The sequence below is a fragment of the Lentzea miocenica genome (assembly GCF_033949945.1).
Classification (GTDB): Bacteria; Actinomycetota; Actinomycetes; order Mycobacteriales; family Pseudonocardiaceae; genus Lentzea; species Lentzea miocenica.
This window is the reverse complement of sequence record NZ_JAXAVW010000004.1, coordinates 54760-74984: the sequence shown is the minus strand read 5'-3', so window position 1 is coordinate 74984 and position 20225 is coordinate 54760. Positions and strand designations below refer to the sequence as shown.

Sequence of the window (20225 nt, the reverse complement as noted above, 5' to 3'; positions counted from 1 at the left end):
CCCTCGAACCACTGGTGCAGAGAGGGATCGCCATGCAGCTCGTTTCCGTCCGTGTCATCACCCACGACGTCGCCCGCCTGGTCGAGTTCTACGAACGAGCGACCGGTCTGGAAGCGCGGTGGCGGCTCGCCGACAAGTTCGCCGAGGTGGTGGGGCCGTCGTGCACGCTGGCCATCGGCAGTGCCGAGACGATGACGCTGTTCGGCGCCGGAGCGGCGGTGCCCGAGTCGAACCGGACCGCGATCATCGAGTTCCGCGTCGAGGACGTCGACGGGGAGTACGAACGGCTGACCGGCCTCGACGTGGTCCCCGAGATCGTGCAGAAGCCGACCACGATGCCGTGGGGAAACCGCTCGCTGCTGTTCCGCGACCCCGACGGCAATCTGATCAACTTCTTCGCGCCACCGGCCTAAGGGCGTGGGGCCAGGCCGCTCAGTGCCATGTCCACCACCTGATCCACGTACTCGTGGGTCAGCGGACCGGTGCGGTGCAGCCATCGGTTGAGGACCGGTCCGAACAGCATGTCGACGGCCACCTCGAGGTCGACGTCCTCGGCGAGTTGCCCGGCGCGCTGGGCGGAGCGCAGGCGCGTTTTCTTCAGCTCGCGCATGGGTCCGTCGAGGCGCGACAGGTACTCGGCGGCCAGGAGGTGGTCGTTGACGATCTCGACGTGCATGGCACGCATGGCGCGGTCGTAGCGCGGGTTCTCGAGTTCGTCGACGGTGGCCCGCAGCACCACCTTCAGGTCGGCGGCCAGGTCGCCGGTGTCGGGCAACGCCGCGGCCTCGCCCTCGCCGGCGAAGGCGAGGAAGGCGTCGAAGAGCAACGCGCCCTTCGACGGCCACCACCGGTAGATCGTCTGCTTGCCGACGCCGGCGGCGTGAGCGATGCCTTCGATGCTGAGCTTCGGGTAGCCCACCTCCCCGACCAGGTCGATGGCGGCGGTGAGGATCGCTCGCCGCGCGGTCTCGCTGCGGCGGGTGGCGTCTGGGGCGGCCTTCGTGGACACGGTGGTCAATCTAGCAAGCGACGAGACGAGACGGTCCGTCTTGACAGCCTGCCTCACCGAAGGGCACGCTGTGGCCATCAACGAGACGGACCGTCTCGTCTCGTCACGGCGGAAGGAACTGCGATGGAAGCCTCAGCCTCATCCCGCGTCTGGTTCATCACGGGCGCCAGCCGTGGCCTCGGCCGCGCGTTCACCGAGGCCGCGCTCGCCGCCGGTGACCGGGTCGTCGGCGCCGCCCGCGACGTCTCTCCCCTCGACGACCTCGCTGCTCAGCACCCGGATCGCTTACTGGCACTCAGCTTGGACGTGACGGACCGTGCAGCGGTCTTCGACGTCGTCGACCAGGCCGTCGGGCGCTTCGGCCGGCTCGACGTCGTCGTGAACAACGCCGGAGCGCTGTTCGCAGGGATGGTCGAGGAGTTCAGCGAGGCCGAGGCCCGTGCCCAGCTGGAGCTCAACTTCTTCGGCGCGTTGTGGGTGAGCCAGGCCGTGCTGCCGCAGCTGCGGGCTCAGGGCAGTGGGCACGTCCTGCAGATCTCCAGCATCGGTGCGCTCGGCGGCTTTCCCAGCACCGGGCTTTACAGCGCGAGCAAGTTCGCACTGGAGGGCATGAGCGAGGCGCTGGCCCATGAAGCCGCCCAGTGGGGTGTCAAGGTCACCATCGTTCAGCCGGGCGGCTACTGGACCGACCTCTACACCAGCAGCACCGCGACCACGCCGAACCCGGTCTACGACCCGCTTCGTGCGGAGCTGGAGAAGCAGTGGGCAGAGGGGTCGATCGACAGCGAACCGCGGTTGGCCGCCGAAGCGGTGATGACCCTGGTCGGCAGTGACGACCCGCCGCTGCGACTTCTGCTGGGCAGCATGGTCTACGACCTCGCGTTCGACATCTCCCGGCGGCGCATGGGCACCTGGGCCGCGTGGGAGGAGACCAGTCGCGCCGCGGAGAAAGCCGTTCCCGCCCCGGCCAGCTGACCAGTGCAAGATCTACGTGTGAGGCACGACAAGACCCAACCGGTGACCAGGCCGGCCGAGCGCTGGGACGTTCCCGCGCTCGTCCGCCTGCGCCTGGCCAACGCCGAACGGCACGTCCAACTCGCGCCGGAGTTGTTCCGCGTTCCCGATGCCGAGGTGGTGCGGCGGTACTTCGAGGACATCGTCGGGCACGCGCTGATCACGGTCGCCGAGCTGGACGGCGAGGTGGTGGGCATGGCGGAGGTGGTCCTGCTGGCCGAGCCGCCCGCACACCAGATCCTGGTGCCGCGCCGCGGTGCCGACATCCACACCGTGGTCCTGGACGGACATCGCGGCCGCGGCGTCGGCGCCGCATTGGCCAAGGCGGCGGAGCAGGTGGCCGCGCGCCACGGCGTCTCCACCCTGCACGCCACGATCTTCGCGACCAACGAAAACGCCGTCGCGTTCTACTCGGCGGCGGGCTACGGACCGCGCGGGATCCTGCTGAGCAAGCCCCTCGACTGAATGCGGCTCACCCGTGCGGGGCTGTTCGACGCGGCGATGCTGGTCAACGGGGCACGCCTCGGCTAGGAACGGACTGTGCTGCACGACCCGCTCACAGGCCTGCCCGGACACGCACTGCTGCTCGACCGCCTGGAGCAGTCGCTGATTCGCGCCCATACCCGCGGCACCCTCGTGACGCTCGTCCTGATCACGGCACCGGACTCGGTGCTGGACGCGGCCAAGGTGCTGCGCGCGGGACTGCGCCCGGACTTCACCGTCGCCCGCTACGGCGACCAGGCGCTGGCCGTTCTCGCCGAACACGACTTCGGGGACGGGTCGCCCATCGCGGAGCTGATCAGGCAGCTGGTCGGGGAGAGTCCGCGGATCCACTGGGTGACGAGCGACGGCGACACCGAACCGGACGACGTGATCGCGACAGCAGAAAGCCGCTGACCAGCAGGAGGTCAGCGGCACGGAACGGCACTGAGCCCCGAAGACACCGTCGCGTCTTCGGGGCTCAGCTTCTTACCGGAGGAGGGTGTTGCGGTCAGCGGGTGTTACAGCGAGCCGGACACCGTCTCGAACAGGTGCGCCGGGTCGATCAGGGTCATCGCCGGAGCGGCGACCGGGAGCTGCGGCAGCGAACGCTCGCCGGCAGCGGGGGCCAGGCCCTGGGTCGGGTTCAGGTTCAGACCCGAGATGGAGGCCGGGCCGTCGAGCGGCAGCGCGGGCAGCGAGCGCTCGGTCGGCAGGGCCGGCAGCTGCACCGGCACCGGCAGGGCCGGGGCGGTGACCGGCAGGGACGGGACGGCGGGCAGCGACCGCGCGGTGGCACCCGCGGGGATCAGGCCCTGAGCGGCCTCGAGCACCTGGCCCAGCGGCAGGCCCTGGACGTTCGGCGTGAGGCCGGCCGTGCCACCGTTCACAGGCAGAGCCGAGCGCTCCTGCGCCACACCGGGCAGCGCCGGGGTGGGCAGCTGGCCGGTCATCGCGGCCAGGTCAGCCGGGTTCGGCAGCTGGTTCACGGGCAGCTTGTCGAGGCTGTCGATGCCGTGGAACGCCGGGACCTCGTTGGCCTTCAGCAGGCTGTCGACGCCCTTGGGGAGCTCCAGACCCTTGAGCTGCGTGGCGCGCAGGGTGCCCGCGTCCTCGCCGGTCAGCTGGGTGTCGTCGCTCGTGCCCAGCGTGGTCGCCTGGCCGACGACCTCGACGGGGATGCGCGCGACCTTGGCCGCAGCCTCGACCGGGACGGTCATCTCACGGGCGGAAAGCGGGCCGCTGCCCTCGGTGAGCATCTGGCCGCCGGCCTCGGTGTTCGAGGTCTTGTCGGTGACGGTGGTGGCGTTGCCCGCAGCCGCCACCGCGTCCGCGTACACGCCGGCAGCGGCGGTGGCGGGGACGTGGATCAGGTTGCCGGACACCGAGGCGTCATCGGCCTTGGAGAAGCTGTCGCCACCGGACACCACGTTGGTGTCGGTCACGACGTCGGAGTTGGTGATGCCCGCTGCGGAGACGGTGTTGCCCGGAACCGCGGGGAGCACGGCCGGCTGCGCGCCGATCAGGTTGCCCGAGACCGAGCCACCGTCACCGTTGCTGTTGACGTCGCCGCCGGCGACCGAGTCGAGGTCGTTCGTGGCAGCGGAGTTCACGTTGCTGCCGCCGCCGACCGACCAGCCGAGCACCTGGGTGCCGGTCGCGACCGGAGCCGAGATGACGTTGCCGGCGATGGAGCCCTGCTCACCGGTGGTGAGAGCGTCGCCGCCCGCCTTCATGTCGGTGGCGTTGTCGGCCGTGGTGGCGTTGTTGCCGACCAGGGTGGCACCGTCGGCGAAGACCTGGGCCGGCGTCGAGGTCGGGACCTGGACGATGTTGCCGGACGCCGAGCTCTTCTTGCCGTAGGCCTTCGGGGCGTCGCCCGCGACGACCGAGGTGTCGTTCGTGGTGTCCGACGTGGTGTTGCCCACCAGGCCGGCCGTGACGGCGAAGACCTGCGGCGCGACGGCGGTGGGAGCGGTCACGACGTTGCTCGCGACCGTGCCGTTGTCGTCCTGCGTGTTCGGCTGACCGCTGGAGCGAACGTCCTTGATCTCGTGCGCCGAACCAGCGGCCTGGCCGCCGGCCGCGGCCGCGAGGCCGTAGACCTCAGCCGGAGCGGCGAGCGGGGTCTGCGCCAGGTTGCCGGACAGGACCGAGTCGTTGCCGGTCGTGCCCTGGTAGCCGCCGGTCACCGAGTCGACGTCGTTCTCGCACGTGCCGGCTGCCTGGCCCACGAGGGTGGCACCGTTGCCGCACGCGTCCACGGCCGTGGCCGGGGGGACGTCGGCGATGTTGCCGGACAGAACCGACTTGTCGCCCAGCGTGTAGACCTCGCCGCCGGACTTCGACGTCGAGTCGTTCGAGTGGTCGGTCAGCGCGTTGCCGACGATGGACGCACCGTTGCCACCCATGGAGGTGGGAAGCGCGACGGGGACACCGGCGATGTTGCCCGACGCCGTGGAACCGCGACCGTCGGAGTGGATGATCCCACCAGCGGTCGAGTCGTTGGTCGTGTCGCTGACGGCGGTGGCGTTGCCCGCACCGGCAGCGGCGTTGTCGTCGACCGTGATCGGGCCCGAGAGCGCGGGCGCGACGACGTTGCCGGCCAGCGTGGCCGGGTCGCCGTTGGTGTCGGTCTTGCCACCGGCGTAGGCGGCGCCGGTCTGCACCGAGTCGGTGGTGGCGTTGGCCGCACCGGCGACCGCGTTGCCGTTGACCTCGAACAGCGGGGCCAGCGGAACCGGCACGGCGTTGCCCGAGATCGAGCTGCTCTTGCCGCTGGTGAGGACGTCGCCCTCGGAGGACGCGAACGTGTCGGCGGTCGAGTTGGCCTCGGCGATGCCCGCCGCGCCCACACCGTTGCCGGTGATCTGAACCGGGGTCGCACCCTGCTCGGCGACGACGTTGCCGGAGATGGCGCCCTTGTCACCGTTGGTGGTGATGTCGCCGCCGGTGGTCGACACCTGCGACGCGTCGGCCTGCGTGGCGGCGTTGCCACCCGCCGCGATCGCGTTGCCGGTGATCTGGACCGGGAGGATGTGGTTGACGGCCACGACGTTGCCGGCGAGGGCCTGGCCCGCGCCGTCCGTGACGATGGTGCCGTCGCGGTGCGTCTCCTGCGTGCAGTCGGCGGTCGCCTCGGTGTTGGCGAGAACCGCGATCGCGTTGCCGCAGATGTTGATCGGCACATCGACGTGCGCCTGGACCGTGTTGCCGCGCACCAGGTTCTGCAGCGCGGTGCCCTGCAGACGCTCGCCTGCCTGGCGGATCAGCGGGTTCGCGACCGGTGCAGCCGTGCGGGTGGGCACCGCGCTGGTGACGCGGTCCGTGCTGATGGTCCGGTCAACCTTGGGGACCGTGAGTTCCTTGACCGGAGTGGCGAGCTTGTTCTGGTCAGCCTTGACCGGAACAGAGGCCGCGACGTCGACCGCCGGAGGGGCGGCGTCGGGGTCGACGTTCTCCTGGGCAGAAGCGATGCCCGTACCGAGCATCAGCAAACCACCAGTGACAAACGCGGTCTGAAGTCCGCGCTTTGCCCAGGTCTGCATTAGATCTCCTTCATCGATTTCCCGTCCAAGCGACGGGGGCTCAAGGGGGTGGGGCCGAAACGCGCAGGGGAAGGCGCGTCATCACCGGGGGAATCGCACGCGGTGATCGACCTGAATGAGCGCAAGAAAAAAGCGCGACGGTCGACTTCCGGACAGCCGGGGGAGGAGGCTGCCGCGGACCGCGCGCTGGAATCAGTCGGGGTTGATACCGGGCTGCTTGCCCGGCGTCACGGTGACCTCGTCAGTGGACGGCGCGAGAGCGCGCGTCGACGAGATGCCGTGAGCGTTGCCGGACGCAGCGAAGGCAGCGAACGTGCTGCCCTTGGCCGAACCAGAACCGTCGTTGCACGAAGAGCACTGCACCGGCGCGGGGGCCGGGACGGGCAGCTTCGGGAACGGGTTGCTGGGCAGGGACGGACGCTGCTCGGAGGGAACAACGAAGTCGTTGTGCTCCAACAGGTCCGTCCACGTGGCACCGGACGGGCCGGTGAACTGCGAGACCACCGGTGCCGGCGACTGTCCGGCATCGGTGGGGGTGGCCGGGATCTCCGGGAACGTCACGTCCATCGACCGCGCCGAGGCGGGGGCGTGGGACTGACCGATCCTGGTGACCTGCGGCAGGATCCGCTCGGCGATCTGTTCGACCGCCTTGGAGACCTGCACGTCCGGCAGAGCGGCGCGAGCCTTTTCCTGCTCGGCGCGCAACGTTTCGTCGATCTTGTGCACCGCGGTGGCAGCGGGGACGACGACCGGCAGCTTCTCGTCCGACTTGGCGACGATCTTGCTGACGACGTCGAACTGCTGTGCGTCCGCGGAAGGCACCGCCTCCGCAGCGTTCGCGGCAGACGTGGTGAGCGCCCAGGCAACGGCCGTTCCCGCGATCGCGCCGCCGACAGCGAGCAGCGCTCGGGTGGCGAACCGGCGGATGCCGTTCGCTCCCGTCTTCGCTCGCAGATCGGCGGAGAACAACGCAGGAAACCTCGCTACTCGGTGGCACTCAAGGGATTCGCCGACGATCAACGTGATCAAGTCGACGTCGGCGACTCTGCCAGTCCCATGGCCCCGAATGCACGCTCTGAGCGCTCGGTTAACTACATCGTGTGAACACCGCCCGGGATCAGACTCGCTTCAGCACCCGAGCCGCACCCGCCGCCGCGGTCGACGCGAGCACCCATCCCACGGCGACGAGCAGCCCGGAGATCCACTGCGACGCGCCCGCGAACTGCCACTTCCCGTCGTGGCCGAAGTCGATGATCGGCAGCAACAGGTCGAGGGAGAGCAGCCAGGCGTTCCACACCGGGTCCTCGTCCTTGTTGAGCTTGACCATCGGGTGCCAGTTGAACCAGAGCGCGCCACCCAGCCAGAACACGCCGAGCCAGCAGATCGCGAGCCACGGCCGGTAGCCGTAGCCGACCGTCCACCGCTGCACCACGCCCCAGACCCGCCCCGCCCTGCCGAGTTCGGAGTACCGGCGGCGCTGCTTCTCCAGCTGGACCTTCTGCGCGAGCTCCTCCTCGCCACCCTGCTGGTAGACGGCGGCGAGCTGCTCGTACGGTCCTGGCGCGAAGTCCGGCTGCACCTTCAGCAGCCACTTCAGCCGGGTCTCGACCCGCACGTCGGGATCGGCGGTGATGCCGGCGAACTCGAAGTCGTCGACCGCGACGCCGCCCTCCGCGTCCCACAGGCCGGGTCCGTCGGTGACCGACACCGCTTTGAGCCGGCTCAGCACGACCTTGCCCTTGGGCTGCTGGCCCGCGGGGATGTGCAGGCGGAACTGGTGCACGGTGAGGCCGTACGCGTTGAGCGCGATGTCCGCGGTGGTCGAGCCGAGGTGCGAGTCGCTGAACGTCGCCATCTTGCCGACCTCGCCCAGCCGGATCCGCACGCCGCCGACGGCTTTGAACCCGCGGCTGCACAGGAGGTCCTTGCCGATGGTGATGGCACGGGCGTCGAGCGACGGCTTCTGCGTGCCGTTCGCCCGGAGCCTCGGCAACGTCAGTTCGGCGCCGGACATGTCGAGGGTGGAGCCGATGTTCGCGTTCTGCAGCCGGATCGAGCCCTTGGCCTTGAGCTCGCGCAGGAAGAGCGTGCCGCCGATCTGCAGGCGGTCGGCGAACAGGACGTCGATGCCCGGCCCGTGCAGCGACACTCCCGACATGCTCGCGCTGCCTTGGATCGTCGCGTTCGACAGCCGGACCTGGCCGTAGGTCTGCAACGGCGGAGTGCGCGCGCCTCCGTTGGTGGCCGCGCTACGGGCCTCGACGTCACCACGGACCTGCATGCCGTCCGCGTGCAGGGCGACCGGGATCCGGTTGGTGACGTCACCGGCGAGTTCCTCGGCGACCTCACGCGGCCCGATCACCGCTCCGGACAACCGCAGGTAGCCGCCGACGATCGCGTTCGGCAGCCGCACGGTGCCGGTGGAGGTGAAGCCGTTGTCGAGTTCGACGTTGCCCTCGACCTTGATGCGGTCGGCCACCAGCGTCGCCGCCTCGTCGGCCAGTCCGTGCGGCAACACGAGCACCTGGTTGTCGACGCGGTGGCTGGAGCTCAGCCGGGCGCCGGTGAACTCGAGGTTGCCGCCGACGCGCGCGCCGTCGAGCAGCACCCGCCCGTCCGCGGTGAACCGGCCGCCCTCGGCGTTGCAGAAGACGTTGCCCGCGACGACGATGCCGGACGCCTCCAGCGCGTCGCGGCCGGTGTTGATCAGCCGCGCGCCACCCAGGTGGACACTGCCGCCGATCGCCGCGCCCCGGAGCCGGACCTCGCCGTTGGCCCGCATCGCGATGGCCTGGACGGATCCGCTGACGCGCAGCCGAGCACCGAGGAACGCGTGCTCGCTGTTGGAGCGGAGAACCGCGCCGGCCAGCCGCAGGGTGCCGTCGACCGCCGCGTCGGTGAGGTCGACGGTGCCGGTGCAGGTGAAGCCGGCCTCGAGGACCAGGTCGCTGAAGACCCGGAGGTTGCGGCCCTGCAGGCCGGGAACGCGGGTGCCGCGCAGCCGGAGGCCGATGAGGCGGGCCATGCGAAGGTCGAGCGACTCCTCGAACGTGCAGTGGGTGAGGTCGATGACCCGCGTGACGCGAGTGCCCTCCAGTTCGAACTTGCCCATGATTCGTGCGTTTCGCAGCCGCAGGGCTGGCAATCCCTTGCGCGGCACCCGGTACATGCCGGTCAGCAATCCGGTGAGCACCTCGCCGCGCACGCTCTGCCCGGTCAGATCGATCTCGGTGCCGCCCGCATAGGCTCCGGCGACCTGGCGTTCCACGTCGGTCAAGTCTTCCGGCTTGATCACTTTCGTCCTCCCCTGACGAACGGATCATCCCATCAGGTTCCGGCTTTACCAGGGGCTGAACAGTTAACGTGAGGTACGTGAGCGCACCGGAGTCGGAGATCAGCAGTCGCGTTCCGCTGCTGCTACGGGTAAGTGCCGCGCTGAGCTGGCGGTTCGTCGTTGTGGTGGCCGCGTTGTACGTGTTCGGCTTCCTCGCGTCGATCGTGATCCCCGTCGCAATCGCGCTGCTGCTGGCCGCCCTGCTGTCGCCCGGCGTGACGAAGCTCGTCGAGTGGCGAGTCCCACGCGGCGTGGCGACGACGGTGATGATGATCATCGGCATCGGCGTGCTCGGCGGCGTGCTGACGTTCGTGATCAGCGAGTTCTCCCGCGGCCTGCCCGAGCTGCAGACGCAGGTGGGGGCATCGCTCGACACGATCCAGCAGTGGCTGAAGGACGGGCCCGCCCACCTGTCGGACCAGCAGCTGCAGAACTACCTCAACGACATCGTGAAGACGATCAAGGAGAACCAGGCCGAGATCACGTCCGGCGCGCTGACGACGGCGGCGACCGTCGGCGAGGCGCTCACCGGACTGCTGCTCGCCCTGTTCACGCTCATCTTCTTCTTGCACGACGGCGACGGGATCTGGCGGTTCGTGACGCGTGCGGTGCCGCGCGACGTGCGTCAGCGTGTCGACGTGGCGGGTCGTCGCGGGTTCGGCTCTCTCGTTTCTTATGTACGTGCCACGGCCGTGGTCGCGATCGTGGACGCCGTCGGTGTCGGCATCGGCCTGGCGATCATCGGCGTACCGCTCGTGGTGCCGCTGTCCGCGTTGGTGTTCCTCGGCGCGTTCATCCCGATCATCGGCGCGGTGTTCACGGGCGCTGTGGCTGTGTTGATCGCGTTGGTGACCAACGGGCCGATCGCCGCGCTCGTGGTCTTGGCCGTGCTCATCGGCGTCATGCAGCTCGAGTCGCACGTGTTGCAGCCGCTGCTGCTGGGCCGCGCGGTCAAGCTGCACCCGTTGGCCGTGGTGCTGGCGATCGCCGGCGGGTTGGTCACGGGCGGGATCGCCGGGGCACTGCTCGCGGTGCCGTTGCTCGCGGTGCTGAACTCCGGGATCCGGTCGCTGATCTCGGACGCGGACGCGGTGGAGAACCCGGAGAAGGTGGACGTGCTGAATCCGCAGGACACCGCGCCGAAGGACGACAAGAGCGAGCGGGTCAAGGAGCTCTAGGCCATCGAGACGAGGTTGCGGCCGTACGCCTTCGCTGCCAGCAGCGCCGCGTCGGCCGCCACCAGCAGGTCCGGCAGCTCGTAGCCGAACCGCGTCGTGGTCGACACGCCGATCGACACGGTCAGCCCGTGCAGCTCGTGCGGCTTCCCGTCGGTGGCCATCGTCGGCACCCGCAGCGCCGCCACGGCCTTGCGCACCCGTTCCGCGACGAACTCGGCCTCGTCGGGTGTGGCCTCGGGCAACAGCACGACGAACTCCTCGCCGCCGAACCGGCCGACGAGGTCGCCGCGGCGGACGGTGCCGCGGAGCAGCAGCGAGATCGCGGCCAGTGCGGCATCGCCCGCCAGGTGGCCCACCTCGTCGTTGACCCGCTTGAAGTGGTCGAGGTCGAGGAGCATGACGGCCATCGGGCGGGTGCGGTCGGCGGCCTTGCTCAGTTCGTAGCGGGCTCGGCTGTCCCAGTGCACGGCGTTGGCCAGGCCGGTCTTGGCGTCGCGCTGAGCCGAGCGGCGCCACTGCGGGAGTTGGGCCGCTCGTTCCAGCAGGGCCAGGGGCGGGCCGGCGATCAGGGCGTGGATGGCGTTGGACTCGGCCACGCAGCCCATGAGGCCGCCGATGGACACCGCGACGATGCCCAGGACCACGTCGATGGGTTCGCCGACGTTCTCCTCGAACGTCGCCGACGGGGTGCGGAGCTTCATGCCGTACGCGATCAGGGCCGCCCTGACGATCAGCAGGACGGCCGCGCCGAGCACCATGATCAGCAGGCTGGCGTGGGGGTTCGACCAGCCGAGCAGGTAGCGGGTGGCGAAGACGGCGAGGGTCGTGGCGCTGAGGGTGTAGATCCAGCGGTGCGTCTCGGGGCGTTGTGCCAGCAGGCAGTGCAGGGCGGGGCCGAAGAGCAGCAGGACCATCAGGTTCGGCGGCAGGGCGAGGATGCCGGCCGTCAGGTACGACAGGTGGGCTGCCCACGGGTTGCGCTCGGTCTCGCCCAGGCGGTGGCTGTAGATGGAGCTGCCGATGATCACGGCGCCCGCTGTGCCCGCGATGGCCGCGAACCTGCCGATTTCGGAGGGTGACGGCGTCGGGGTGGAGACGATCACGTAGGCGACGGTCGCGAGGGCCGCGATGTCGACCAAGAGCCAATAGCAGAGCGCGGGCCGTCGCAGTGTCCACAACGGCCAGTCGCGCACCTGTATGCCCTCCCCACCTGAACCCGGAGAGCGTCGCACATTCCTCCGTTCGGCAGAAGACGGCCACCTGGGGGTTAGCTAGCGCACGTTCACGCGGCAGGATGGTGTCCGAAAGGAGCACAGCGTGCGCAAACTGCCTGCCGAACGTGTGACGAAGGTGATCGACGACCCGGCCACACCGCTGTGGCGCGGGACGATTGCGCTACGCATAGTCACATTCCTCTTCGCGGCGGCCAACGTGATCGCGAACCAATCCGGTTACGTTCGCCCGTGGCTCGCGTGGACCACGCTCGGGGTGATGGCGCTGTGGTCCGTGTTCACCAGCCGCGCGTACAGCACGACGTGGGGCAGGCGCTGGCCGATCGTGCTGGCCGACCTGGCCGTGACCTGCGGGCTCATGTCGCTGTCGCCGTTGATCATGTCCGACCACCAGCTGCTGACCCTGAACGTCCCGCTGATCACCACGATCTGGGCGTGCGTTCCGGCTGTCGCGCTGGGCGCGCTCGGCGGGGCGGCGGCCGGCTTCGGGGGCGGAATGGCCGTCGGCCTCTTCACCTATCTGTCGAAGGGCGTGCCGAGCCTCGACCTGCTGCGCGACGTCGTGCTGCTGGCCGGTGCGGGCATGGTCGTCGGCATGGCGTCGGCCACCGCACGGCGTTCGGCGGTGCGGCTCGCCCAGGCGTTGCGCACCGAGGCGGCGACGGCCGAACGCGAACGGCTCGCCCGTTCGATCCACGACAGCGTGCTGCAGGTCCTCGCCCGCGTGCGCAAACGCGGCCTGGAGGTCGGTGGCGAAGCGGCGGAACTGGCCAAGCTCGCCGGTGAACAGGAAGTGGCGCTGCGGAACTTGGTCGCCGCCGCACCGACCGACTCCACTGTGGACGGCGAGATCGACCTGCGGCCCGGCCTGCAACTGCTCGCCACGCCGAAGATCCAGGTGTCCACGCCCGCCACCCAGGTGATGCTCGCCGCACCGGCCGCAGGCGAACTCACCTCACTCGTCCGCGAAGCACTGTCCAACGTGGACAAACACGCTGGTGAGGACACTCGGGCCTGGGTGTTGCTCGAAGATCTCGGTGAGGAAATCGTGTTGAGTGTCCGGGACGACGGACCGGGGATCCCGGACGGCCGCATCGCCTCCGCCGCGGCGGAAGGCAGGATGGGGATCGAGAAATCGATCAAAGGCCGGGTGGAATCGCTGGGTGGCACGCTCGAACTCCAGACCGGGCCGGGGGAGGGCACGGAATGGGAGGTCAGGGTGTTCAGGAAGGGGGCGGCAAGATGACGGTCTCGGTGATGGTCGTGGACGACCACCCGATGTGGCGCGAAGGCGTAGCACGCGATCTCCAGGAGCGCGGTTTCGAGATCGTGGCGACCGCGGGTGACGCCGCCTCGGCCGTGCGCATCGCGAAGGCAGTGCGGCCCAACGTGGTGCTGATGGACCTCAACCTCGGCGAGCTCTCCGGTGTCGACGCGACGCTGATGATCACCAGTGAGCTGCCGGACACACGGGTGCTGGTGCTGTCCGCGTCCGGCGAGCACGACGACGTGCTCCAGGCCGTGAAGGCGGGCGCGTCCGGTTACCTGGTGAAGTCCGCGTCGTCGGAGGAACTGGTCGAGGCCGTGACCAGGACCGCCGCCGGGGACGCCGTGTTCACCGCCGGTCTCGCGGGACTGGTGCTGGGTGAGTACCGGCGGATGGCCGCCGCGCCCGACGACTCCGAGGAGAAGCCGCAGCTCACCGATCGGGAGACCGAGGTGCTGCGGCTGGTGGCCAAGGGCCTGACCGCACGACAGATCGCCAACCGTCTGGTGATCTCCCACCGAACGGTCGAAAACCACGTTCAATCGACATTGCGCAAACTTCAACTGCACAACCGGGTGGAGCTGGCGCGTTATGCCATCGAGCACGGTCTCGACGCCGAACCGGAGGCAGAGAAATGACAGACCCCAGAGAGTTACGCGTGTCCGATGCGGAACGTGAGCACGTGGTCAGCCTGCTGAACAAGGCGGTGGGCCGCGGCATGATCTCGCTCGACGAGTTCACGGCCCGCACGGACACCGCTCTCGCCGCCGTGACCAGGGCTGATCTGAACGCAGTGCTGCTCGACCTGCCCGGCATGGTCAACAACGAACTGGCACACGCGCGCACCGAGCTGAAGAACACGATGAGCACCACGACCCGCAAGGGCCACTGGGTCGTGCCGCGAGAGCTCGTCATCCGCAACACCCTCGGCACCACCAACCTCGACTTCACCGCCGCCGACGTGCCGCCGATCGTCAACGTCGACCTGGACGTGTCGCTGGGCACGGTGAAGCTCCTGCTGCCCGCGGGATCATCGGTCAACGCCGACGGCGTCGAGATCACCGCCGGCGAGCTCAAGGACAAGGTCCACAACTCCGTCGGCAACCCGCACTTCCAGCTCAAGGGCTCGGTGCGCGGCGGAACCGTGGTGATCAAGCGCAAGCGCTGATCTGCGGCTGCTCATCTCAGCACCGAGGATCGAGGCATGCGATGTCTCGTGACCGGTGCGACCGGATACCTCGGCGGGCGGCTCGTGCCCAGGCTGCTGGCGGAAGGTCACGAGGTGCGCTGCCTCGTGCGCTCACCGGAGAAGTTGCGCGACGTCCCGTGGGCCGCTGACGTCGAGATCGTGCGTGGTGACGTGCTCGGCGACCTCGACGAACCCATGCGGGACGTCGAGGTCGTGCACTACCTCGTGCACTCGCTGAACTCGAAGGACTTCGCCGACGCGGACCGCAGGGCCGCCCAGAACACCGCGAGGGCCGCGGAACGCGCGGGCGTGCGGCGGATCGTCTACCTGGGCGGACTGCACCCCGAAGGCACCGAGCTGTCACCTCACCTGGCCTCCCGCAAGGAGGTCGGCGAGGTGTTCCTGCGTTCTGAGATCCCCGCCGTGGTGCTGCAGGCCGCGGTGATCATCGGGTCGGGGTCGGCGAGCTTCGAGATGCTGCGGTACCTGACCGAACGGCTGCCGGTCATGGTCACGCCGCGCTGGGTGCACAACCGGATCCAGCCGATCGCCGTCCGGGACGTGCTGCGGTACCTCGTCGACGCGACGACGCTCGACGCGAACCGGACGTTCGACATCGGCGGGCCGGACGTGCTCACGTACCTGGAGATGATGCTGCGGTACGCGCGGGTGGCCGGGCTGCCCGAACGACGTGTGCTGCCCGTGCCCGTGTTGACGCCGGGCCTGTCCTCGCACTGGGTCAACGTGGTCACGCCCGTCCCGCGGTCGATCGCGAGGCCGTTGATCGAGTCGCTGGTGCACGAGGTGGTGTGCCGGGAGAACGACATCCGCGAGGTGCTGCCCGGCGAGAACGCCGGTTACGACAAGGCGGTCGAGCTCGCGCTGACCAAGATCCGCGACGCCGACGTGGAGACCCGCTGGTCGGGGGCCTCCGTGCCGGGCGCGCCGAGTGAACCGCTGCCGAGCGACCCCGACTGGTCCGGTGGTTCGGTCTACGTCGACGAGCGCGAACGCGAGACCAAAGCGACGCCCGAACGGCTGTGGGAGGTCGTCGAGGGCATCGGCGGCGAACGCGGCTGGTACTCGTTTCCGCTGGCCTGGGCCGTGCGCGGGTGGATGGACCGGCTCGTCGGCGGCGTGGGCCTCAGACGCGGCCGCCGGGATCCGCACCGGTTGAACGTGGGCGAGGCGCTCGACTGGTGGCGGGTCGAGGAGGTCGAACGCGGCAGGCTGCTGCGGTTGCGCGCGGAGATGAAGGTGCCGGGTCAGGCCTGGCTGGAGCTTCGAGTGGCGGGCAACGAGGGACACGGGTCCACTTACCGCCAACGCGCCGTGTTCGTGCCCAAAGGGCTCGCCGGACACCTCTACTGGGCGGTCGTCTGGCCGTTCCACGGCGTTGTGTTCGGCGGCATGGTGCGCAACATCGCCAATGAAGCTGAGCTGCACAAGAACTTCAGAAAGTCCTGATGGACTGCACAAGCCGCAAAGGGTGAGACTTCCCGCATGAAGGCTCTCGTCAAGGTCGCCGCCGGGCCTGGCCTCGAACTGACCGACGTCCCCGACCCCACACCGGGTCCGACGGACGTGCTGGTCAGGGTGTTGCGCACCGGCATCTGCGGCACCGACCTGCACATCGACTCGTGGGACGACTGGGCCGCCCAGAACATCAAGGCTCCGCTGGTCCTCGGGCACGAGTTCGTCGGTGAGGTCGCCGAAGTCGGCAACAGCGTCACCGGCGTGAAGGTCGGTGACCTGGTCAGCGGCGAGGGCCACCTCGTGTGCGGAACCTGCCGCAACTGCAAGGCCGGACGCAGGCACCTTTGCGCGAACACGCGTGGTCTCGGCGTGCACTCCAACGGCGCGTTCGCGCAGTACGTCGTGCTGCCCGAGCAGAACGCGTGGGTGCACCGCACGGCCGTCGACCTGGACGTGGCCGCGATCTTCGACCCGTTCGGCAACGCCGTGCACACCGCGCTGAGCTTCCCCGTCATCGGCGAGGACGTGATCATCACGGGTGCCGGCCCGATCGGGATCATGGCCGCCGCCGTCGCCAAACACGCGGGCGCGCGCAACGTCGTGATCACCGACGTCTCCGAGCACCGGCTGGACCTCGCCCGCAAGGTCGGCGTCGACCTCGCGGTGAACGTCGCCGAGAAGACCATCGAGCAGGCACAGGCCGAGCTCGGCATGGCGGAGGGCTTCGACGTCGGCATGGAGATGTCCGGCAAGCCGTCGGCACTCCAGAGCATGATCGCGAACATGGCGCACGGCGGTCGCATCGCGATGCTGGGGCTGCCCGCCGAGGAGTTCCCCGTCGACTGGAGCAGCGTCGTGCTGAAGATGCTGCACATCAAGGGGATCTACGGCCGTGAGATGTTCGAGACCTGGTACTCGATGACCGTGCTGCTGCAGCGCGGCCTCGACCTCGCACCGGTCATCACGCACCGGTACGACCACACGCAGCACGCGGAGGCGTTCGCCACCGCGCGCGAAGGCAAGTGCGGCAAGGTCATCCTCGACTGGACGGGAGCCTGATGTACGGCGAGCTGAAGAACGATCTCCTCAAGACGATCGGGGAGATCAGGGAGGCCGGGCTCTACAAGGCCGAACGCGTGATCGGCACCCCGCAGAACGCCGCCGTGCGCGTTGGTTCCGGTGACGAGGTGCTGAACTTCTGCGCCAACAACTACCTCGGGCTCGCCGACCACCCGCGCCTGATCGAGGCCGCGAAGACCGCGCTCGACGACTGGGGCTTCGGCATGGCCTCGGTGCGGTTCATCTGCGGCACCCAGGAGCCGCACAAGGAACTGGAGCGCAAGCTCAGCGAGTTCCTCGGCACCGAGGACACGATCCTCTACAGCTCGTGCTTCGACGCGAACGGCGGTCTGTTCGAGACGCTGCTCGGCGCCGAGGACGCGATCATCTCCGACGAGCTGAACCACGCGTCGATCATCGACGGCGTGCGCCTGTCGAAGGCTCGCCGGTTCCGCTACAAGAACCGCGACATGGACGACCTGGAGCGCCAGCTCAAGGACGCGGCCGACGCGCGCTACCGCCTGATCGCGACCGACGGCGTGTTCTCGATGGACGGCTACCTCGCGCCGCTGGACGAGATCTGCGACCTGGCCGAGCGCTACAACGCGCTGGTCATGGTCGACGACTCGCACGCCGTCGGCTTCACCGGCCCGACCGGTCGCGGCACCCCGGAACTCTTCGGCGTGCAGGACCGCGTCGACATCGTGACCGGCACGCTCGGCAAGGCACTGGGCGGCGCGTCCGGCGGCTACACGTCCGGCCGCGCGGAGATCGTCGAACTGCTGCGCCAGCGCTCGCGCCCGTACCTGTTCTCGAACTCGCTCGCGCCGTCGATCACGGCCGCCGCGATCGCCACGCTGGACATGCTGTCGTCCTCGTCCGAGCTGCTCACCCAGCTCAGGGAGAACACCGAGCTGTTCCGCCGGCGCATGACGGAGGAGGGCTTCGACCTGCTGCCCGGCGAGCACCCGATCATCCCGGTGATGATCGGTGACGCGGCCGAGGCGTCGAGGCTCGCCGACCTGTTGCTGGAGCAGGGCATCTACGTCATCGGCTTCTCGTACCCCGTGGTGCCGCACGGCAAGGCCCGGATCCGCACGCAGATGTCGGCCGCGCACACGACGGACGACGTGAACCGCGCGGTGGACGCGTTCGTCGCCGCCCGCGCCAAGATGTAGCCAACGCCTGGTCGTCAGCCGGTGCGGGTTCAGGTTCGCCTGTCCGCACCGGCGGCCGGAACGGCGACGGCCCGGCCTGCGGGGTCATCTCGCCTCCGCACGGGCGAACGCGCCGGCGACCTGCTCCAGCCACGCCACCTCGGCGGCGAGGTCGGACCCGCCCGGCATCTTCGGCGCGTAGTCGTCCTCGCTGCGATCACGGCCGTGTTCGCGCGCACGCAACCCTTCCGCCACGCTCGCCGCCTCGGCGACCGCGGTGATCTCGGTGTCGCTCAGCCCCGCCGCCCGTGCGGAAGCGATCGCGGAGTCGCGGTGCGACCGGCTGGTGTACGGGCGCAGTGCCCGCCGAGCGTCCCAGATCTCGATCACCCGCCGGTAGACGAAGTACCGCAGGTCGTCGAGCCGATAACCGTCCCTGCCCGGCCGGTACGGCGCTTCCAGCTGCACCTCGGGGAAGGCACCGACGAGTGCCGTCCACAGTGGAGCGAGCCGCCGGTAGGACCGGTAGTGCAGCACCCACTGCCGCATCGCGTCGAACCTCGGCCCCCACCTCGGCACCAGCGAGCCGACGGTGATCAGCACGATGCCGGCGAGCGCGGGAACGAAGCTCCCCTTGAACTCGGACCACGGCGGCTGGTGCCCGAGGAACACCGCCGACACGTAACCGACCTTGTGCACGGCGAACAGCGCGGAGATCGCGGAGCCGACCGCGATCAGCCGCAGACCCCGCCGCAGCCACACCCGGTCCGCCACCTTCGCCCACGTCCACGCCATGCGCGTGACCGTCACCTCGACGAGGCCGACGTACGCGACGAAGACGACGTTCATCCACACCGACAGCGGCGCGTTCGTGAAGTCGTGACGAAGCAACGCGTTGAGGTCACCGGTGAGGTACGCCGGCACGTACAGCGCGGTGATCACCGCTTGGAACGCCAGGTACACGACGGCCCACAGGATGGCCCGCTTGTGCGCCGCACGGTGTTCGTCGATCGAGTAGATGAAGAACACCTGCACCGCGAGACCGCCACCGCACAGGAGAACGTGCTGCACCCACCACGGACTGCCGGGAACGACCCGTTCCATCGCCTTGAACACGACGTCGACACCGACCACGAGCCCGAAGACGAATCCGGCCAGGGTGCCCCACAGTCCCCACATCGCGGGGTTGGTGCGCTTGCGCAGCAGTTCGACGAACTTGTACCCGACGAGCGCGAGGAACACGACGGACAGGGCGATGTGCATGGTCTGGTTGATGATCATCGGACCTCACCCAGCACCTCGTCGAACCTGTCAACGACGGCCGCCGAGGCCGGGTCCAGCTCGCGGTTGGGGACCAGCCGCCGGCCGATGAGGTCCCACAGCACAGCCGCGCCGAACTCCGCCTCCTGCTCCAGCACCCGGCTGTACGCGGACCGGCCGAAGACGTCCCGCACCGCCTGAGGATCGAGGTCGGGGAAGAACACCCGTGCCTGCGCCTCGTCGAGGTGGCCGTTGCCGCGGTGGTCGAGCAGCATGTGCGCGACCTCGTGCAGGATCGTGTTCTCCTGGTGCAGCCTGGACGTGCCGAGCTCGTGGAAGATGAAGTCCTCGGTGCCGGTGGCGAGCCACAGCCCGCGCACGTCGTTGGCCGTGGGCAACTCTACGGCGAACAGGTGGATCTGCCGGCCCCGGTGCTTGCCGAGCCTCCGGACGAACTCGCCGATCTCGAACGGGCGGGGGATCTCCACACCGTCGATGGCCTCGGCGATCCTGCCGCGCAGCACCCGGCGGTCCACAGTGGACCGTTCAGTCGGTCTCATCGCGACCCCCGTCACGATGCAGGTTGAGCGCGAGGTTGATGAGCTGGGCGATCCTGTCGCGCACCTCGGGTTCGGCGTCGTTGAGCTCGATCACCCGTGCCTGCAACGCGTCGACCTTCGTGGTCTTCATGGCCTGCAACGCCTGGACCTGGTTGCGCACGCGTGCCAGATAGGCCTCGTCGTCGGCGAAGAAGTACGCGGGCGTCACGCCGAACGCACTGCTGAGCACCTCGATGTGCTGTTTTGTCGGGTTGTCCCGCTCACCCGTGCGCAACTGCCACAGGTACGTGTGCGAGATCTTGACGTCGAACCGCTCCTGGATGTGAGCGGCCAGCGTGCGCGGTGTGAACAGCTCGCCGTTCGGTCCCAGCACCGTGCTGAACAAGAAGCTGATCTTGCTGGACAGACTTGTCCCGTCTTCGGCCACGCGCGAAACACCCCCCAGATGCTGCTCGCTCAGAT

The 20225-nt window shown here is 69.2% G+C and carries 19 protein-coding genes; 11 read left to right on the top strand and 8 right to left on the bottom strand.

The window, feature by feature from the left end; genetic code table 11:
* Positions 1-32: 32 nt before the first annotated feature.
* Entirely contained in the window at positions 33-413 is a 381-nt protein-coding gene (locus SK803_RS06150; protein ID WP_319964792.1) for a VOC family protein, read from the top strand.
* Here SK803_RS06150 and SK803_RS06145 read toward each other — a convergent pair.
* Positions 410-1009, bottom strand: a complete 600-nt coding sequence (locus tag SK803_RS06145) for a TetR/AcrR family transcriptional regulator (protein WP_319964791.1) — start codon at positions 1007-1009, stop codon at positions 410-412. The two genes, SK803_RS06150 and SK803_RS06145, sit on opposite strands and share 4 nt — an antisense overlap.
* A gap of 123 nt (positions 1010-1132) precedes the next feature.
* Between SK803_RS06145 and SK803_RS06140 the strand changes: the two genes are divergently transcribed.
* The 3 genes from SK803_RS06140 to SK803_RS06130 all read left to right on the top strand — a co-directional run bounded on the left by SK803_RS06140 (position 1133) and on the right by SK803_RS06130 (position 2920).
* Complete coding sequence (locus SK803_RS06140) at positions 1133-1984, top strand: SDR family oxidoreductase (protein ID WP_319964790.1); 852 nt, start codon at positions 1133-1135, stop codon at positions 1982-1984.
* An 18-nt stretch (positions 1985-2002) separates the two neighbouring features.
* Complete coding sequence (locus tag SK803_RS06135) at positions 2003-2488, top strand: GNAT family N-acetyltransferase (RefSeq protein WP_319964789.1); 486 nt, start codon at positions 2003-2005, stop codon at positions 2486-2488.
* A gap of 75 nt (positions 2489-2563) precedes the next feature.
* A complete protein-coding gene (locus tag SK803_RS06130; protein WP_319964788.1) occupies positions 2564-2920 on the top strand; it encodes a nucleotidyl cyclase domain-containing protein in 357 nt (118 codons plus the stop codon).
* Positions 2921-3024: 104 nt separating this feature from the next.
* Here SK803_RS06130 and SK803_RS06125 read toward each other — a convergent pair whose 3' ends face one another.
* The 3 genes from SK803_RS06125 to SK803_RS06115 all read right to left on the bottom strand — a co-directional run bounded on the left by SK803_RS06125 (position 3025) and on the right by SK803_RS06115 (position 9346).
* Positions 3025-6051: a beta strand repeat-containing protein gene (locus SK803_RS06125; protein WP_319964787.1), complete on the bottom strand. Its 3027-nt coding sequence runs from the start codon at positions 6049-6051 to the stop codon at positions 3025-3027.
* A 192-nt stretch (positions 6052-6243) separates the two neighbouring features.
* Positions 6244-7020, bottom strand: coding sequence for a hypothetical protein (locus tag SK803_RS06120; protein WP_319964786.1), 777 nt, complete (start codon positions 7018-7020; stop codon positions 6244-6246).
* 148 nt (positions 7021-7168) lie between these two features.
* Positions 7169-9346 (bottom strand): translocation/assembly module TamB domain-containing protein, encoded by a 2178-nt coding sequence (locus SK803_RS06115; protein WP_319964785.1) that lies wholly within the window; start codon positions 9344-9346, stop codon positions 7169-7171.
* Between the two features lie 77 nt (positions 9347-9423).
* Here SK803_RS06115 and SK803_RS06110 point away from each other — a divergent pair, with 77 nt between their 5' ends.
* A complete protein-coding gene (locus SK803_RS06110) occupies positions 9424-10563 on the top strand; it encodes an AI-2E family transporter (protein ID WP_319964784.1) in 1140 nt (379 codons plus the stop codon).
* On the opposite strand, the gene SK803_RS06105 is transcribed toward SK803_RS06110, so the two are convergent.
* A complete protein-coding gene (locus tag SK803_RS06105) occupies positions 10560-11702 on the bottom strand; it encodes a GGDEF domain-containing protein (RefSeq protein ID WP_319964783.1) in 1143 nt (380 codons plus the stop codon). The genes SK803_RS06110 and SK803_RS06105 overlap by 4 nt on opposite strands.
* Positions 11703-11880: 178 nt before the next feature.
* On the opposite strand from SK803_RS06105, the gene macS reads away from it, so the two are divergent.
* Genes macS through SK803_RS06075 form a run of 6 tightly spaced genes read left to right on the top strand, consistent with a single transcriptional unit; the run spans position 11881 to position 17964 of the window.
* On the top strand, positions 11881-13041 hold the full coding sequence (gene macS / locus SK803_RS06100; protein WP_319964782.1) for a MacS family sensor histidine kinase: 1161 nt from the start codon (positions 11881-11883) through the stop codon (positions 13039-13041).
* A complete protein-coding gene (locus SK803_RS06095) occupies positions 13038-13700 on the top strand; it encodes a response regulator transcription factor (RefSeq protein ID WP_319964781.1) in 663 nt (220 codons plus the stop codon). Before macS ends, SK803_RS06095 begins: the two co-directional genes overlap by 4 nt.
* The gene (locus SK803_RS06090) at positions 13697-14230 is read left to right on the top strand and encodes a DUF1707 SHOCT-like domain-containing protein (RefSeq protein ID WP_406601488.1); all 534 of its coding nucleotides are present in this window, start codon (positions 13697-13699) and stop codon (positions 14228-14230) included. Before SK803_RS06095 ends, SK803_RS06090 begins: the two co-directional genes overlap by 4 nt.
* A gap of 36 nt (positions 14231-14266) precedes the next feature.
* A complete protein-coding gene (locus SK803_RS06085) occupies positions 14267-15718 on the top strand; it encodes an SDR family oxidoreductase (RefSeq protein WP_319964779.1) in 1452 nt (483 codons plus the stop codon).
* Positions 15719-15754: 36 nt separating this feature from the next.
* The gene (gene tdh, locus SK803_RS06080; RefSeq protein ID WP_319964778.1) at positions 15755-16786 is read left to right on the top strand and encodes an L-threonine 3-dehydrogenase; all 1032 of its coding nucleotides are present in this window, start codon (positions 15755-15757) and stop codon (positions 16784-16786) included.
* Complete coding sequence (locus SK803_RS06075; protein WP_319964777.1) at positions 16786-17964, top strand: glycine C-acetyltransferase; 1179 nt, start codon at positions 16786-16788, stop codon at positions 17962-17964. The genes tdh and SK803_RS06075 overlap by 1 nt, the downstream gene beginning before the upstream one ends.
* An 84-nt stretch (positions 17965-18048) precedes the next feature.
* On the opposite strand, the gene SK803_RS06070 is transcribed toward SK803_RS06075, so the two are convergent.
* From SK803_RS06070 to SK803_RS06060, 3 genes are read right to left on the bottom strand one after another with little or no spacing between them, the layout of a single operon-like run.
* Entirely contained in the window at positions 18049-19224 is a 1176-nt protein-coding gene (locus tag SK803_RS06070; RefSeq protein ID WP_319964776.1) for an MAB_1171c family putative transporter, read from the bottom strand.
* Positions 19221-19763: a hypothetical protein gene (locus tag SK803_RS06065; protein ID WP_319964775.1), complete on the bottom strand. Its 543-nt coding sequence runs from the start codon at positions 19761-19763 to the stop codon at positions 19221-19223. The genes SK803_RS06070 and SK803_RS06065 overlap by 4 nt, the downstream gene beginning before the upstream one ends.
* Entirely contained in the window at positions 19750-20190 is a 441-nt protein-coding gene (locus SK803_RS06060) for an XRE family transcriptional regulator (protein ID WP_319964774.1), read from the bottom strand. Before SK803_RS06060 ends, SK803_RS06065 begins: the two co-directional genes overlap by 14 nt.
* Positions 20191-20225: the final 35 nt, after the last annotated feature.

Bases quoted from the DNA above. Each gene is read 5' to 3' on its own strand.
- SK803_RS06140 (WP_319964790.1), top strand. From the start codon at position 1,133: ATGGAAGCCTCAGCCTCATCCCGCGTCTGGTTCATCACGGGCGCCAGC.
- SK803_RS06070 (WP_319964776.1), bottom strand. From the start codon at position 19,224: ATGATCATCAACCAGACCATGCACATCGCCCTGTCCGTCGTGTTCCTC.
- SK803_RS06085 (WP_319964779.1), top strand. From the start codon at position 14,267: ATGCGATGTCTCGTGACCGGTGCGACCGGATACCTCGGCGGGCGGCTC.
- SK803_RS06065 (WP_319964775.1), bottom strand. From the start codon at position 19,763: ATGAGACCGACTGAACGGTCCACTGTGGACCGCCGGGTGCTGCGCGGC.
- tdh (WP_319964778.1), top strand. From the start codon at position 15,755: ATGAAGGCTCTCGTCAAGGTCGCCGCCGGGCCTGGCCTCGAACTGACC.
- SK803_RS06125 (WP_319964787.1), bottom strand. From the start codon at position 6,051: ATGCAGACCTGGGCAAAGCGCGGACTTCAGACCGCGTTTGTCACTGGT.
- SK803_RS06095 (WP_319964781.1), top strand. From the start codon at position 13,038: ATGACGGTCTCGGTGATGGTCGTGGACGACCACCCGATGTGGCGCGAA.
- SK803_RS06150 (WP_319964792.1), top strand. From the start codon at position 33: ATGCAGCTCGTTTCCGTCCGTGTCATCACCCACGACGTCGCCCGCCTG.
- SK803_RS06090 (WP_406601488.1), top strand. From the start codon at position 13,697: ATGACAGACCCCAGAGAGTTACGCGTGTCCGATGCGGAACGTGAGCAC.
- SK803_RS06075 (WP_319964777.1), top strand. From the start codon at position 16,786: ATGTACGGCGAGCTGAAGAACGATCTCCTCAAGACGATCGGGGAGATC.